At 64.4% G+C, this 15,469-nt stretch carries 14 protein-coding genes and 2 pseudogenes; 8 read left to right on the top strand and 8 right to left on the bottom strand.

What is annotated here, in order from left to right; all coding sequences use genetic code 11:
• Positions 1 to 2: 2 nt before the first annotated feature.
• The 4 genes from FJ958_RS08355 to FJ958_RS08340 are packed head-to-tail and all read right to left on the bottom strand — an operon-like array spanning position 3 to position 2,620.
• Positions 3 to 1,274, bottom strand: coding sequence for an efflux RND transporter periplasmic adaptor subunit (locus FJ958_RS08355; RefSeq protein WP_140741448.1), 1,272 nt, complete (start codon positions 1,272 to 1,274; stop codon positions 3 to 5).
• On the bottom strand, positions 1,258 to 1,524 hold the full coding sequence (locus FJ958_RS08350; RefSeq protein ID WP_140741447.1) for a hypothetical protein: 267 nt from the start codon (positions 1,522 to 1,524) through the stop codon (positions 1,258 to 1,260). Before FJ958_RS08350 ends, FJ958_RS08355 begins: the two co-directional genes overlap by 17 nt.
• Positions 1,525 to 1,546: 22 nt before the next feature.
• Positions 1,547 to 1,882 (bottom strand): hypothetical protein, encoded by a 336-nt coding sequence (locus FJ958_RS08345; protein ID WP_246679544.1) that lies wholly within the window; start codon positions 1,880 to 1,882, stop codon positions 1,547 to 1,549.
• A gap of 27 nt (positions 1,883 to 1,909) precedes the next feature.
• Positions 1,910 to 2,620, bottom strand: a complete 711-nt coding sequence (locus FJ958_RS08340; RefSeq protein ID WP_140741445.1) for a hypothetical protein — start codon at positions 2,618 to 2,620, stop codon at positions 1,910 to 1,912.
• Between the two features lie 209 nt (positions 2,621 to 2,829).
• Between FJ958_RS08340 and FJ958_RS08335 the strand changes: the two genes are divergently transcribed.
• Positions 2,830 to 3,555 (top strand): response regulator, encoded by a 726-nt coding sequence (locus tag FJ958_RS08335; RefSeq protein ID WP_140741443.1) that lies wholly within the window; start codon positions 2,830 to 2,832, stop codon positions 3,553 to 3,555.
• Positions 3,552 to 4,793, top strand: a complete 1,242-nt coding sequence (locus FJ958_RS08330) for an ATP-binding protein (protein WP_140741441.1) — start codon at positions 3,552 to 3,554, stop codon at positions 4,791 to 4,793. Before FJ958_RS08335 ends, FJ958_RS08330 begins: the two co-directional genes overlap by 4 nt.
• Before the next feature lie 170 nt (positions 4,794 to 4,963).
• Here the strand turns inward: FJ958_RS08330 and minE are convergent, their stop codons facing one another.
• The 4 genes from minE to FJ958_RS08310 form a co-directional block, all read right to left on the bottom strand.
• Positions 4,964 to 5,236, bottom strand: a complete 273-nt coding sequence (gene minE, locus FJ958_RS08325) for a cell division topological specificity factor MinE (protein WP_140612058.1) — start codon at positions 5,234 to 5,236, stop codon at positions 4,964 to 4,966.
• Positions 5,233 to 6,048 (bottom strand): septum site-determining protein MinD, encoded by an 816-nt coding sequence (minD, locus tag FJ958_RS08320; RefSeq protein WP_140741440.1) that lies wholly within the window; start codon positions 6,046 to 6,048, stop codon positions 5,233 to 5,235. Before minD ends, minE begins: the two co-directional genes overlap by 4 nt.
• Positions 6,049 to 6,171: 123 nt before the next feature.
• Positions 6,172 to 7,119, bottom strand: a complete 948-nt coding sequence (minC, locus tag FJ958_RS08315; RefSeq protein WP_140741438.1) for a septum site-determining protein MinC — start codon at positions 7,117 to 7,119, stop codon at positions 6,172 to 6,174.
• A gap of 221 nt (positions 7,120 to 7,340) precedes the next feature.
• The gene (locus FJ958_RS08310; protein ID WP_140741436.1) at positions 7,341 to 7,964 is read right to left on the bottom strand and encodes a TetR/AcrR family transcriptional regulator; all 624 of its coding nucleotides are present in this window, start codon (positions 7,962 to 7,964) and stop codon (positions 7,341 to 7,343) included.
• Between the two features lie 162 nt (positions 7,965 to 8,126).
• Here FJ958_RS08310 and FJ958_RS08305 point away from each other — a divergent pair, with 162 nt between their 5' ends.
• From FJ958_RS08305 to FJ958_RS08285, 6 genes and pseudogenes are all read left to right on the top strand, one after another.
• Positions 8,127 to 9,290 carry a patatin-like phospholipase family protein gene (locus FJ958_RS08305; RefSeq protein WP_140741434.1) on the top strand — a complete coding sequence of 388 codons (1,164 nt, stop codon included), beginning with the start codon at positions 8,127 to 8,129 and terminating at the stop codon, positions 9,288 to 9,290.
• 104 nt (positions 9,291 to 9,394) lie between these two features.
• Positions 9,395 to 10,159, top strand: a complete 765-nt coding sequence (locus FJ958_RS08300; protein WP_140741433.1) for an acetoacetate decarboxylase — start codon at positions 9,395 to 9,397, stop codon at positions 10,157 to 10,159.
• Positions 10,116 to 10,832: pseudogene (locus FJ958_RS08295) on the top strand (SDR family NAD(P)-dependent oxidoreductase). The gene FJ958_RS08300 and the pseudogene FJ958_RS08295 overlap by 44 nt, the downstream one beginning before the upstream one ends.
• A pseudogene (locus tag FJ958_RS32530) lies at positions 10,735 to 10,992 on the top strand (SDR family oxidoreductase); the annotation flags it as partial. The pseudogenes FJ958_RS08295 and FJ958_RS32530, both read left to right, overlap by 98 nt.
• A 285-nt stretch (positions 10,993 to 11,277) precedes the next feature.
• Positions 11,278 to 12,360 (top strand): efflux RND transporter periplasmic adaptor subunit, encoded by a 1,083-nt coding sequence (locus FJ958_RS08290; protein ID WP_140741431.1) that lies wholly within the window; start codon positions 11,278 to 11,280, stop codon positions 12,358 to 12,360.
• The gene (locus FJ958_RS08285) at positions 12,360 to 15,464 is read left to right on the top strand and encodes an efflux RND transporter permease subunit (protein ID WP_281406652.1); all 3,105 of its coding nucleotides are present in this window, start codon (positions 12,360 to 12,362) and stop codon (positions 15,462 to 15,464) included. The genes FJ958_RS08290 and FJ958_RS08285 overlap by 1 nt, the downstream gene beginning before the upstream one ends.
• The last annotated feature ends 5 nt before the right edge of the window (positions 15,465 to 15,469 follow it).

Here is a 15,469-nt window from a genome sequence, read left to right as displayed (position 1 = left end):
GCTCAGTTCCCGGTCGAGGCGGCGGGCGCCGGTTGCTGGCCGGCGCTGGCCACCTTGGATGGGGCGGATGCGGCCGATGTCTGCCCGCGATCCTTGACCTCGCCCGTCGCCTCGTCGATCGTCACTTCGACACCTGTCGCATCGCCGCCGGGCCGCACCAGTTGCAGGCCCTCGACAATGACACGGTCGTTGTCGCCGACGCCCGAATCCACCAGCCAGTTGTTGCCGACGCTGTTGCGCACCGCGAGCACACGCGTCTCGACCTTGCCCTGCGCGTTGATGACCATGGCGGTCGCCTCGCCCTTGGTGTTGCGGGTGACGGCGCGCTGCGGCACCAGGAAACTGTTCTGGGCGACGCCCTCCTCGACCAGTGCCCGCACATACATGCCCGGCAGAAGCAGGCGGTCGGGATTGGGGAACTCGGCCCTGAGCGCGAAGGTACCCGTGGTCTGGTCGACATTGGCGCCGGCGAATTCCAGCTTGCCGGTCTGCGCATAGATGGTGCCGTTCTCGAGCTTCAGCTTGACGCTGACATTGGGACCGCTGAATTTCAGCCGCCCTTCCGAGATCGCCTGGCGCAGATTGAGCAGATTGGTGCTCGACTGCGTGACGTCGACATTGATCGGGTCGAGCGAACGGATGGTGGTGAGCACGGTAGCCTGGTTGGTGGTGACCAGCGCGCCCGGCGTCAGCGTGGACTTGTCGATGCGGCCGGCGATCGGCGCCGTGATCGAGGTGCGATCGAGGCTGATGCGCGCGGTCTCCACGCTGGCCTTGGCCGAGGCCACATCCGCCTGGGCCTGCGCCAGCGTGGCGGCGGCATCGTCGTAATCCTGTTTGGAAACAACGTTCTGCTTCAAGAGCCCGGCGTAGCGGTCGAACTTGGCCTGCGCGGTCGGCACCGCCGCTTCCGCCTTCTGTTGGGCCGCGACGGCGCTGTCATAGGCGGCCTGGTAACTGGCCGGGTCGATGAGATAGAGCGGCTGTCCCACCACCACCTCGGCGCCTTCCTTGAACAGGCGCTGCTGGATGATGCCGTCGACCTGCGGGCGCACCTCGGCGATCAGCGAAGCCGCCGTGCGTCCCGGCAATTCGGCCGTGATCGCGACCGATTGCGGATGCAGCGTGACGACGCCGACCTCCGGCTTGCCGACGCCGCCCATGCCGGCGGGCGGTTTGCCCTGCTCCTGCGAACAGGCCGCCAGCAGAAGGGCAGCGGTGAGCGCCGCCGTCCAGGGGGCGACGCGGCGTGGATGACTAGACTGGATCGGCATGGCCTGGATCTCTCCCTGGAGTTTTGGTCGCCGTCTGGCTGTCCGCGAAGGTGGAATTGAAAGGATCGACGAGTGCGCCGGTAATGGCGATCGATGTCATGGCGAAAGCCGCGCCGATACACGGCCCGCGTCGAACAAGACTTCGAAGCGGCTCATGCCGCGCTCCTTCTTCTCGGCCAAATAAACCCGACACGTTCGAGTTGGTGGCCGCGATGCCCATCCGCGCCATTATGCCGATGATCGAAGACATGCCAAGCGCCTTTGCCGATGCCTTAAGCGATCTTGCGGTCATGAGCTCCGTGGCCGTTGGGCCGCGAGACCGGCAGCGACAGGCGCCAGGCGGCGAAGTCCAGGCGGATCGCGCCCTTCAGCGTCTCGACCGGCAGGGCCTGCGGCATGATGCGCGCGGGCAGCGTCTTGCCCCGCCCAGCCAGCGCCATGCCTCGCCCGGCCTTGCCGAGCGAGAATTTCGGGCTGACCGACGCGATCAGCCGCAGCATCATCAGGGCTTCCCACATTGCCGTGCTTTCATGGGGATCGAACGGTGGGATGGCGGCACGGAGCCGCCATTCCAGGAGAACCGGCCGGCCCGAGAACGGGTTGGACATCGGGCCGGCCGGCGCGGCCGGTCAGGATTATCCGCCGTTCCCGGGCTGGGGCGGCGGCGGGCCATCATTGGGCAGGCCCCCTTGGCCGGCTGCGTCATCCGGCGGGCCGCCCAGGGGACCGGGGGGTGGTCCATGCGGGCGTTCCGCCGAAGCGAGGATTTCGAGCTGTTCGGGCGTGAGCTTGGCGCGCAGCGCGGTGATCGCATCCTTCAGCTTGGCGGCCGAGGCCGCGCGCACCGTGACGTCGTCAGCCAACCTCTCCTGGAAGGCGAAGGGATCGGCCTTGCCGCCGGGACCCGCACCGGGGCCTTCGGAGCCGCCAAGACCATGATCGGGCCGCGCAAGCACCGCCTGCAGCGCGCTGGTATAGTCGCGCCACGCGTCGAGCTGTTCGCTGCGGATGCCGAGGCGCGTCTCCAGCACCGCCAGCCTTGCCGCCAGCATGAATTCAGGCGGCGGCCCCATGCGGTGCGGGCCAAAGCCTTCCGGGCCAAAGCCCTGCCCACCCCAACCCTGCGGGCCCCAGGCCCGTGGACCGTGCCGCATCGGCCCATGCGGGCCAAAGCCCTGAGGGCCAGGCCCGTTCTGGCCGCACGAGGCCATCGGCCCATGGTCAGGCCCATCCTGCATGGCCATGGCTGGTGGCCCACCGGGCGCGCCGGGATCGGACTGCGCGGCCAGAGCTGGATGGACGGCGGCGACGGAAAACAGGCCGAGCGCAAGAAGTCTGCTTCGCATGACGGTGTTCCTTTCTCTCATGCATCGGATGGCCATGAGGATAGGAAGCGTGTTTGTCCGCTTCGCGTCGGCTTGTTGCCGAAGGTTTCCGCAAAGGGGCAATTTGTTTCCGAATGTTTCCGGCGGCCCGCTGGCAACATTGCGTTGCAATTTTCCATGCCGCTGGCGCGCGCTCTTCCTATAATCACGGGTCAAGCAAGGGCACGATCATGCAGTCACATCCCCATATCCTCGTCGTTGACGACGACCGCGAGATCAGGACGCTTCTCGGCCGCTACCTCGATGGCCAGGGTTTTCGCGTCTCCGTGGCGGCGGACCGGCGCGAATGCGAGCAGAAGCTGGCCTCCGGCCAGTTCGACCTCGTCGTGCTCGACGTCATGCTGCCGGACGGTTCGGGGCTCGACATCTGCCGCGCCTTGCGCGACCGCAAGCCGCGGATCCCGGTGATCCTGCTGACGGCGCTGAAGGAAGATGTCGACCGCATCATCGGCCTGGAACTCGGCGCCGACGACTATCTCGGCAAGCCCTTCAACCCGCGCGAACTCACCGCCCGCATCCGCGCCGTGCTGCGGCGTGCCGTGCCGGAAGAGGCGCCGACCCCTCGCCCCCGCATCTACCGCTTCGCCAGCTACCGGCTGGAGCCCGACACCCGCAAGGTGACCGACGCGCAAGGCATGAGCATCAACCTCACCGGAGCCGAATTCGACCTCTTGCAGGTGTTCCTCGACCGCCCCGGCCGCTTGCTGTCGCGCGACCAGCTGCTTGATCTCACCCAGGGCCGTGAGCGTGATCCGCTGGAGCGCTCGGTCGACGTGCTGATGAGCCGGCTGCGCCGCAAATTCGCCGATATCGGCGACGGGCCGCTGTTCAAGACCGTGCGCAATGGCGGCTACCAGCTCACCGCGCGCGTCGAGGCGGTGGAGGCGCAGGCGTGAATTCGCTGCGCCGCCGCCTCATCCTGCTGCTGGTCCTTTCGATAGTCGGCGTCGTCGGCCTGGCGACCGCCGCCGTCATCAGCGTGCGCGGCGGCGGACCGCCGCCAGAGCTGACCGTGCCGTGGGTCGCCCAGCAGATGGAACTCGTGGCGCGGCTGCTGCCGGGGCCCATTCCGGACGTGCTGAGGGTTCAGTTCGCCGAGCGTCCGGCCGGCGGCAAGGTCGATCGTGCGGAAACGGCGATGCTCAACACCATCCTGCACCGCCGCGGCCTCGACCTGCTGGCCATCATCAGCGCGAAGCCGGACGAACCCGGCCATGTCGCATCGGTGCAACTGCCCGACAGCCGGTGGGCGATCATGGAGGTGCCGCACCTCAAGCCGCCCGGACGCGAATGGCTGGTGCTGGCCGGCTGGATCTCGCTGATCGTGGCCGGTGCCACCGCCGTCTCGGTCTATTTCACCGCCGTGCTGATCCGGCCGCTGGAAATGCTGGAGGCCGCCGTCTCCAAGATCGGCAGCGACGGCATGCTGGCCGCGGTGCCGGAAGTCGGTTCGGCCGAGGTCAAGGCGACGGCGCATGCGCTGAACCAGCTCTCGTCGCGGCTGAAGACATCAATGGAAAGCCGCATGCGGCTGGTGGCCGCCGCCGGCCACGATTTGCGCACGCCGATGACGCGCATGCGGCTGCGCGCCGAATTCCTCGACGAGGAGCGCGACAAATGGCTCCACGACCTCGACGAACTCGACCGCATCGCCGACAGCGCCATTCGCCTCGTGCGCGAGGAGGTGAACCAGGATGCCGTCGAGCCGATCGACCTGGAGAAGATGGTGCGCGACATATCAGCCGAAATGGCCTCGCTCGGCCATGCCGTCTCGATCGGGCATCTGGACAAGGTCTCGATCCGCGCCGGCGCGCTCGGCCTGCGCCGCGCGCTGCGCAACCTGATCGTCAACGCCGCCACCCATGGCAAGGCCTGCACCATCACTCTTGCCGTCACCGACAGGCGCGCGGTCCTGACCATTTTCGACAACGGCCCGGGCATTCCGTCCGACCTCATCAACAAGGCCTTCGAGCCCTTCTTCCGCGTCGACCCCGGCCGCCAGCAATCCATCCCGGGGGCCGGCCTGGGCCTCGCCATCGCCAAGGAAATCATCGAGCGCTACGGCGGCACGGTCACGCTGGAGAACCGCACGGGCGGCGGACTGGCACAGACGGTGATGTTCGCCGCGGCGTGAGGGTGCGCAATCTCCCCCTCGAGGGGGAGATGGCCGGCAGGCCAGAGGGGGTCGCCTCGCGTGAAGCGCGACACCCTTTGTTGGACCAAATCATGCCGGCGATCCGTGCGAGACGACCCCCTCTGTCGCCTTCGTCGACATCTCCCCCTCGAGGGGGGAGATCAGTTGAGCTAACCCGCCATCGCCAGCGGCACGGCGCTTTTGTTGGGGATCTGGATGTCGATTTCCAGCGTCGACATGGTCTCGCCGCGGTCCATCGAGACCTGGATGTAGTCCTGGTCGATCTGCACATGCTTGGCGATGACAGCCAGGATCTCTTCGCGCAGAACGGATACGAGATCGGGCTGGCCACGGCTGCGGCGCTCATAGGCGAGCAGCACCTGCAGCCGCTCGCGCGCCACCGGCGCGCTGGTGCGCCGCTTGAAGAGGTCGAGGATGCTCATGCGGCCCTCCTTCCGAGAAGCCGGTCGAGGAAGCCCTTGCGCTCGAAGGGAACGATCACCGGCAGGTCTTCGCCTTCCAGGCGCCGTGCCGCTTCGAGATAGGCCTTGGCGGCGGCGTTGGTGGGTTCGGAGAGCGTCACCGGCGCGCCGAGGTTGGAGGCCCTCAGCACATCCTGGCTTTCGGGAATGATACCGAGCAGCGGCACCGAGAGGATTTCGAGCACGTCGTCGATGGACAGCATCTCGCCGCGCGCCGCGCGCGCCGCGTCATAGCGGGTGACCAGCACGTGCTTGGCGATGTGCTCGCCCTGTTCGGCGCGCATGGTGCGGGCGTCGAGCAGGCCGATGATGCGGTCGGAATCGCGCACCGAGCTCACCTCCGGATTGGTGACGATGACCGCCTCGTCGGCGAAGCGCATGGCGAGCTGGGCGCCGCGCTCGATGCCGGCCGGGCTGTCGCAGAACACATAGTCGAACACCTGGCGCAGCCGGCCGATGACTTCAGCCACGCCCTCCTCGGTCAGCGCGTCCTTGTCGCGCGTCTGCGAGGCCGGCAGCAGGTACAACGTCTCCAGCCGCTTGTCGCGGATCAGCGCCTGCGACAGCTTGGCGGTGCCCTGGATGACGTTGACGAGGTCGAACACCACGCGCCGCTCGGCGCCCATGATGAGGTCGAGGTTCCTGAGGCCGACGTCGAAATCGACCAGCGCCACCTTCTTGCCGGTCTTGGCCACGGCAGCGCCGAGCGCGGCCGTCGAGGTCGTCTTGCCGACGCCCCCCTTGCCCGAAGTGACCACCACTACCTTGCCCATATAAATCCAGCCTCCGTTGGCGTTTTTATGTTTTCGTTTCGCCGTGGCCAGCACGGCGCCTGATCAGAACCGCCGACACTCGCACGCGAAGCCGGCCCGAAGCTTGCGCCCCGAGAACCGGCTTCAGCCGAGCGGCATCACGCACAGCGCATCGTTTTCGAGGAAGGCCTGCACCGCCTTGCCGCGCGACACCCCTTCCATCTCCTCGGCCGTGGTGTACCAGCCGTCGACCGCGAGCAGCTCCGCCTCGTTCTTGCGGCAGAAGATGCGCGCCGAAATATTGCCTTCCGAGCCCGCGATGGCGCGGCCGCGCAGCGTGCCGTAGACATGGATCGAGCCGCCGGCGACGATCTCGGAACCCGACGCCACCGAGCCCAGCACGATGACGTCGCCATGCGGATGGAAGACCGACTGTCCGGAACGGATCGGCACCTTGATCATCAGCGTGCCGGCGGCGGGCTCGAGGGGCATCTGGACAGCACCCTGCCCCGCCCTTGCAGCCTCGGTCCCGGCCGCATCCGTCCTGACCGCCTCCGTCCTGGCTGCTTCCGTCTTGGCTGCTTCCGTGCGGGCCGGTTCGATCCGGACTGCTTCGAGCCTTGCCAGCGCGGGATCCGCCATCTCGGCCTGCAAGGCCTGCGCGTGCGCTGCCTCTTGCCCTGACGGTTCCGCCCGGGCCGGCGCCTCGGCGGCGGCGGCCTCCAGCTCTTCCGCCCGTGCCTTGCGCGCGGCCCGGCCAAGCAGCCCCTCGGCAGTCGCCTCCTTGGCACCGGCCAGCAGCGGCGGCAGATCAGGCCCGAGCGAAGCGCCCTCCATCTCGATGGCATAGACACGGATGCCGCGCGCCCAGAGCGCGGCGACCAGCAGCGCGATGTCCTCGACGGCGGGCTTCAGCACATTGAGATCGAGCACCACCGGCCGCCCGGAAAAATAGCCCGGCGAATTGCCGATCCAGTGATCCAGCCCCTCCAGCCAATCAGAAATCGGCGCCTCCGGCGTCAGCGTGAACGCGACGAAAGAGCGGGCGCGGAAACGAATGGATTTGGCCTCAAGGGGGGCGGCAAAGGTCACGGCTGGCGAATCCTTACTCAATGGTTAAAGGGTGCCGGCCGAATGGTTAACAAATGGTTAATGGAGGTGATCAACTTGGCAGCCACGCAGAGAATTCAAGGCCGGTGCCGCACGCCTGCCAATGACGCGGCGAATGTCTTCACTGGGTCAAAAAAGCGGAACGTCCGCTTTCGGGAGATTGGCTGGAAAGTCGCCTTTCCAGTGTGGTGCCGACCGTGCGGTCATGCCCATTGGTTCCAGGCGTTCTGCTGGTCCGACCGCGATGCGCCGAGCGCCCTTAGTGCCGCCTCGATAGTCCGTTGTGTCAGTTCGGGCCTGGGGCCACGATCGAGGATGCCTCGCGTCACCTGCAGCCATATACCCGTGACGATGTCCACCGCGAGCTCCGCGTCGCGTATGCTCACGCGATCCTGGGCTATTGCCTGACTAATGTCCGCCTTCAGATTCGCCCGAATACCTCGCGCATACTCGGCGCGCGACTGAGAACTCTGCACGACCAGCCGTGCCCAGTTGGGGTCCGAGATCGCCTTTTCCAGGAACTTCGCGAAGGCAAAAGACAGGCGTTTGACAGGATCCTCCAGTGCGAGGCGTGCATCCGTCAGCACCGCGTCGAAGCTCTCGCCGAGTTTCTCCCCAACAGCCGCGGCCAGCTCGTCGATGCTCTGGAAGTGGTAGTAAAAGGTCCCCTTCGCGACCCCGGCGGCCTCGACCACGGCATCGATCGTGACGGCCTCGCGAGGGCGTTCTCCCATCAGCATCATCCCGGCATCCAAGATCAGCGTACGCGTTCTTTCCCGCTTCTCCCGTCCGATCTCAGCCCTGCGCGCCAAATCAACCTTTGCCATCCGTCCTGCCTTTTTTGCATTGCACCATTACGCAAATGTCATATTGACCAAATAGTCGATTTGACGCATTTGTACAATATGAAACTTGCCTAGCGAGCCGGGCAGCAGCTCGAGCTCCGGTGTTCGCAACACAAGCGTATCTGACAATAAGGAATGGCATCAATGAATGTTCAGTCCCAGCACTTCAAATCAAGGCCGCTGCCGTTCGAATGCATTGCCCTGGTGCTGCAAGGTGGAGGCGCGCTCGGGGCCTACCAAGCGGGAGTCTATGAAGCTCTTGCGGAAGCCGACATTCATCCGGGCTGGGTTGCCGGCGTGTCCATCGGTTCCATCAACGCGGCAATCATTGCCGGTAACGCGCCTTCCGAACGGGTCTCAAAGCTGCGTGAGTTCTGGCGCGAGATTACGACGAACCCTCTGCTCGACTGGGCTAGCACCGCGGACGCGCTGGCTCCCAAAGGCGACCTGTCCCGCGCGATCTTCAATCAGTTCAGCGCGGCCTGCGCGGCAATTGCTGGCGCGCCGGGCTTTTTCAGCCTCCGGCAACCCGCTCCGTGGCTCCGCCCGGGTGGAGCAATCGAGGGCACAAGTTTTTACGAAACCACCCACCTGAAGAGCACGCTTGAGCGGCTCGTCGACTTCGACCGGATCAACGCAGGCGGCATGCGTTTCAGCGCAGGCGCGGTCAACGTGTGCACGGGTAATTTCGTCTACTTCGACAATCAAACCCATACGATCCGTCCAGAGCACGTGATGGCCAGCGGCTCGCTCCCGCCAGGCTTCCCTGCCATTGAGATCGAGGGGGAATTCTACTGGGACGGCGGCCTCATCTCGAACACTCCGTTGCAATGGGTGGCCGAGAACGGGCCTCGGCAGGACACGCTCGCCTTCCAGGTGGACCTATGGAGCGCCCAGGGTGATTTTCCTCGCAATCTTGCCGACGTGGCGACCAGGCAGAAGGAAATCCAGTATTCCAGCCGCACGCGCGCCAACACCGAGCAGTTCAAGCAGCACCAGCGGTCCCGGCACGCGCTTGCGGGCTTACTTGCAAAGCTTCCCGCCGACCTGCTCGGCAGCGATGAAGCCACCATGCTGAGCTCTCTTGCCGACCACAAGGTCTACAAATTGGTTCACCTGATCTATCGGTCCAGACAGTACGAGACGCACTCGAAGGATTACGAATTTTCCAGGCTGTCGATGGAGGACCATTGGCAAGCCGGTTACAGCGACGCGGTGCGCACGCTGCGTCAGCCAGAGGCACTGAGCAGACCGGACAATCTGGAGGGAGTCAGCACGTACGATCTCGCCGACTACGGGCAGGAGTAGCGGCCGCGACGCGGCCGCGCGATCGAGATCGTGCTCCAATCCTCCAAGCTCAAACGGGCTTCTCCTGAAACCCGGCAGACCGCTCCACCCAAGGAACACCAGCCATGAACCAAGACACTGTCAGGGAAACGGCCTTTGCCATGCCTCTGACCAACCCCGCCTATCCAGTCGGCCCATATCGTTTCCGCAATCGCGAGTATCTGATCATCACCTATCGGACGGATCCGAGGAAGTTGCGCGAGCTTGTGCCGGAACCGCTTGATGTGCCCGACCCGTTGGTGAAGTTCGAGTTCATACGCATGCCCGACTCTTCGGGCTTTGGCGACTACACGGAAAGTGGACAGGTCATTCCTGTCTCCTTTCGCGGCCGCCATGGCAGCTACACCCATTGCATGTTTCTTGACGATCACCCGCCGATCGCAGGTGGCCGCGAACTGTGGGGTTTCCCGAAGAAGCTGGCCAGTCCCACGCTCCGCGTGGAGACCGATACTCTTGTGGGCACGCTCGACTACGGCCCGGTCCGTGTCGCCACCGCAACGATGGGCTACAAGCATCGGGCTGCCGAACTCGCATCCGTGAGGACCTCACTCAGCGGACCCAATTTCCTGCTTAAGATCATCCCCCATGTCGACGGCAGGCCGCGTATCTGTGAACTGGTCGAATATCGTTTGGAAGACATCGATCTCAAGGAAGCCTGGCACGGCCCGGCATCGCTCGATCTTTGGTCGCACGCGCTGGCCCCCGTGGCGGAGCTGCCGGTTCTGGAAGTGATATCGGCGATGCACATCGTTGCCGATCTGACCCTGCCGCTCGGGACGGTTGTCCATGACTATCTTGCTGACACGAAGCCAATGTTTAGCAAAGGATAAACCCATGCGTTCGCTGAATGAAACGTTGTCGGTCAAGCAGGCTGCGAATCCCGACGGCCGTCTTATGGACAAGGTCGTGATGATCACTGGAGCCGCGAGCGGCATCGGCAGGGAAATTTCACTCACCTTTGCCAGTGAGGGGGCAAAGGTGGTCATCGCGGATCTCGATCGGCAGGCGGCTCAAAGGACCGCGGACGAGATCGATCCCGAGGGCAAACGTGCGCTCGGAGTCGCGATGGACGTCGGCGATGAGGAGCAAGTCGAAATCGGCATGGGTCAAGCGATCCAAGCCTTCGGCCGGTTGGACGTCCTGGTCAGCAATGCCGGTGTCCAGATCGTCGGCCCACTCGTCGAATTCGAATTCGCAAAATGGAAGAAACTCCTTTCCATCCACCTCGATGGCGCCTTCCTGACCACCCGCGCCGCCTTGCGGCAGATGTACAAGCAGAACAGCGGCAGCATCATCTACATGGGCTCGGTACATTCCAAGGAAGCATCGCCGCTCAAAGCGGCTTATGACAGCCAAGCATGGCCTGATCGGCCTGGCTAAGGTCGTAGCGAAAGAGGGTGCCGCCCATGGAGTTCGTGCCAATGTGATCTGCCCCGGTTTCGTTCGCACGCCGCTGGTGGAAAAGCAGATTCCGGAACAGGCCCGCGCGTTCGGGATATCTGAAGCGGAAGTCGTCAAAAACGTCATGCTGAAGGAAACCGTCGACGGCGAGTTCACGACTGTTCAGGACGTGGCGGAAGCAGCGTTGTTTCTCGCGGCCTTCCCGTCCAGCGCGCTGACCGGCCAGTCGCTGGTGGTCAGCCACGGATGGTCGATGCAGTAGCCAAGACTTCGAAACCGAGCCGACGAGGATACATGGGCCCCGTGAAGCGCCGCGGACGTCGGCCGGTCGGTGGCTCGGCGCCCTCTCGGTTGGTCTCGCTTCCCATCTCCTTCGAAGTCGCCTTCCATTTGCCATGGCCTTTTTGCATGGCACGATTGCGCGTAACTCATATTGACTACATAGTCGATTTGACTTAGTAGTCTAAATCGAAATCAGCCACTCAGTTCGGCTCGTGGCTCGCCTTTTTCAGTTCCCTGCAACCCGATCTTTCGAGCGGAGGCTTCCATGCGCCTGTCGTGGCGTCTTTCCCTTTTGGCCGGCATCGCCGGCCTTTGTCTTGCCGGCTGTTCACAAAAGGAGGCCGAGGCGCCGGCAGCGCCGCGAATGGCGCGCGTGGTGGTGGTAACGCCCCACAAGTTCATGCTGGTAACGCAAGGCGCCGGCCGCATCCAATCGCGCTATGTCAGCCAGGTCGGCTTCGAGGTCGGCGGCAGGCTCGTCTCACGCGATGTTGACGCCGGCGCAACGGTCAAGAAGGGCCAGAAGCTCGCGGCACTGAGCGCCGTGGATTACCAGAACAAGGTGTCCGCCACGGCGGCGGACCTCGACGCGGCCAAGGCCGCGCTCGCCCAGGCCGCCGCCCAGGAGGACAGGTTTCGGGCCCTCCTCGCCAAGGGCTTCGCCACGCATTCGCAGTATGATGACGCGCTGAAGTCACTGCGGAGCGCGCAGGCGCAAGTTCAGGCGACCGAGGCCAATCTGCGCATCGCCCAGAACCAGCTTGCCTATACGGAGCTCAAGGCGCCCGACGACGGCATCGTGACCGCGACCGGGGCAGACCCTGGCCAGGTGGTGGTCGCCGGACAGATGGTGATCGAGATTTCGCGCAATGACGAGCGCGAAGCCGTCTTTGCCGTCGCGAGCGAGGACGTCGTCAGGGCAAGCCTTGGCATGCCGGTGAACGTTGCGCTTCAGGCCCACCCTGATATCGCGGTGACCGGCACGGTCCGCGAGATTTCGCCCGAGGCTGACAGCGCCACCGGCACCTATCAGGTGAGGGTTGCCATACCTGCTCCGCCGCCGGAAATGCGGCTGGGAGCAATCGTTGTCGGCCGGGTCGAAAGCGACGGGGGTCCCATGGTTGCGACGCTTCCCCCGAGCGCGCTGCTGCAGTCGGGAAACCAGCCGCAGGTTTGGGTGGTTGGCAAAGACGACAAGGTGGAGCGTCGCAAGGTCCAACTGCTGCAGTTCGATGCAAATTCCGTCACCGTGAGCCAGGGACTGGTCGCGGGCGACAAGGTGGTGGTCGCCGGCGTGAACTCGCTCGCTGACGGCGAAGCGGTCAAGCCCAATGCGGAGGTCGAGTGATGGCCAGCTTCAACCTTTCCGAATGGGCCGTCCACAACCGCTCGATCGTCGTCTTCCTGATGCTCGTCTGCGTGGCGGCTGGAATCACCTCCTACGAGCGTCTCGGCCGTCAGGAAGACCCGGATTTCACGGTGCAGACCATGGTTGTCCAGGCAAACTGGCCCGGGGCCACCGCGGCCGACACGATGCAGCAGGTGACGGACCGAATCGAGAAGAAGCTCGAGGAAACTCCGAACCTCGACTACCTCAAAAGCTACACCAAGCCGGGCCAGGCGACGATTTTCGTCTACCTGAAGGAATCCACTCGCAAGCGCGACCTCGCCGGTATCTGGTACCAGGTCCGCAAGAAGGTCAGCGACATAAGTCAGACCCTGCCGCAAGGCGTGGTCGGGCCGTTCTTCAATGACGAGTTCGGCGACGTCTTCGGCTCCATCTACGGCATAAGCTATGACGGTTTCAGCCCGCGTCAGGCACGTGATTTCGCCGAGACCGCGCGGGCCGAGTTCCTGCGTGCTCCCGACGTAGGCAAGGTCGACATCTATGGCGACCAGGACGAAAAGCTCTACCTGAATTTCTCGCCGCAGAAGCTCGCCAACCTGAAGCTCAGCCTCGATGACGTGCTGACGGCGATCGCCCACCAGAATGCCGTCGTGCCTTCCGGAATCATCAACACGCCCAGCGAGAACGTGCTGGTCGACATGACCGGCTCCGCGTTGGCGCCGGGCGACATAGCCAAGCTCAATTTTTCCGTGAACGGGCGCTTCTACAAGCTCTCGGACATCGCCGAGGTGCAGCGCGGCTATAGCGATCCGCCCAGTAAGATGTTTCGCGTCAACGGCAAGCCGGCCATCGGGATCGGCATCAACATGCGCGACGGCGGCAACAATCTCGACTTCGGCAAGGGACTGCACGCGATGGCGGAGCGGCTGAAGCAGCGCTTTCCTGTCGGCATCGAGCTCAATCTGGTATCGGACCAGCCCGAAGTCGTGCGTGAGGCCATCGGCGAATTCACCAAGGCTCTCCTCGAAGCGGTCGCAATCGTGCTCGTGGTGAGCTTCCTCAGCCTCGGTCTGCGCGCCGGCCTGGTTGTCGCCCTGTCCATTCCGCTCGTCCTCGCCATCGTCTTCGCATTCATGGAAGCGGCGGGAATCAGCCTGCAGCGCATTTCGCTCGGTGCGCTGATCATCGCGCTCGGCCTTCTGGTCGACGACGCGATGATCACGATCGAGATGATGATCTCCAAGATCGAAGAAGGCATGCCGAAGATCAAGGCAGCGACCTTTGCCTATACGTCCACCGCCTTCCCGATGCTGACGGGAACACTGATCACGCTGCTCGGCTTCCTGCCGATCGGGTTCGCGAACAACAATACCGGACAATACACCTTCTCGCTGTTCGCAGTCATAGGCGTGGCGCTCATCGCGTCATGGTTCGTGGCCGTTCTCTTCGCGCCGGTGCTCGGGCTGACCCTCTTGCCTAAGCACATGAAAGCGCATGGGGCGGCGGAGCCAGGGCCCCTCATGCGGCTGTTCCGGCGCCTGCTGGCGTTCACCATGCGGCACCGTTTTCTCACCATCGCCGCATCCCTCATTGCCTTTGGCCTCTCGCTCTACGGCATGGGCTTCGTCCAGCAGCAGTTCTTCCCCGCCTCCAACCGGCCTGAACTGCTGGTGACGATGACGCTGCCCAAGAATGCCTCCATCACCGCTACCGAGACGCAAACCAAACGGCTGGAGAAGGCGCTTGCGGGCGACGCCGATATCGACCACTTCTCCTCCTATGTCGGCGGCGGCGCCATCCGGTTCTACCTGCCCCTGGATGTGCAGCTCGACAACGACTTCATGGCCGAGACCGTGGTCGTGGCCAAGGACCTTCAGGCGCGCGATCGTGTGCAGGCCAAACTGCAGGCGCTGTTCGCCGACAATTTTCCGGACGTGACCGCGCGCATTTCGCGCCTGGAACTGGGCCCCCCGGTGGGCTGGCCCGTGCAGTACCGGGTGAGCGCGCCTACTCCCGACGAAGCCAGGAAATATGGCGAGCAGGTGGCCGATATCCTGCGGGCTTCCGGCCTCGTGCAGACCGTCAACTTCGACTGGGGCGAGAAGAACAAGACGTTGCGCATCGTCGTCGACCAGGACCGCGTCCGGCAGGCGGGGCTTAGCTCCGAACAACTCTCCCAGGCGCTCAACCGGGTGCTCAACGGTTCGACGGTCACGCAACTGCGCGATTCCATCTACCTGGTCGACGTGGTCGCACGCGCCCAGAACGACGAGCGTTCCAGCATCGAAGCCCTGCGCCACCTTCAGATCACCACCCCGACGGGCGCATCCGTTCCGTTGCGGGAGCTCGCCGATTTCAAATACGACCTCGATGAAGGCTATGTCTGGAGGCGTCGGCGCCTGCCCACGATCACAGTCCAGGCACAGCCGCTGCCGGGACTGCAGCCGGCCTTCGTTCACCAGCACGTTGCCGCTGCGCTGGACACGCTTTCCAAGTCGATGCCGGCTGAAACGTCGATCGAGACCGGCGGCACGGTGGAAAAGACCGCGCTCAGCAACGCCGCCCTGCTGGCCCAGTTCCCGCTGATGATCACCCTGATGCTCACGGTGTTGATGATCCAGCTCGGGAGTTTCCGGCAGGTCGCCATGGTCATCAGCGTGGCGCCTCTCGGGCTTATCGGAGTTGCCACCGCGTTGCTGACCACCAGCACCCCGATGGGTTTCATCGCGACGCTCGGCATCATCGCGCTCGCCGGCATGATCATCCGCAACTCGGTGATCCTGGTGCACCAGATCGAGCATGAGCGGGCTCAAGGGGTAGAACCGTGGAAGGCGGTGATCGATGCGACCGTCCATCGGTTCCGGCCGATCATGCTCACCGCGGCAGCGGCGATCCTCGGCATGATCCCGATCATGCACGACGTCTTCTGGGGACCGATGGCATACGCCATCGTCGGGGGGCTCGCCGTCGCCACCATGCTGACGCTGGTTTTCCTGCCAGCCCTTTATGTGATGGTGAACGGAATCCGGGAAAGCGACGAGCCGTTGGCGGCGCCCGAGCCCAGCGCCGACGCAATCGCGATCCTGGCCTTGTCGGATCGATGAAGGAG

This window comes from Mesorhizobium sp. B2-3-5, from assembly GCF_006442395.1.
GTDB lineage: Bacteria > Pseudomonadota > Alphaproteobacteria > Rhizobiales > Rhizobiaceae > Mesorhizobium.
The sequence above is the reverse complement of the archived record's forward strand: the minus strand, read 5'-3'. Positions and strand labels throughout refer to the sequence as shown.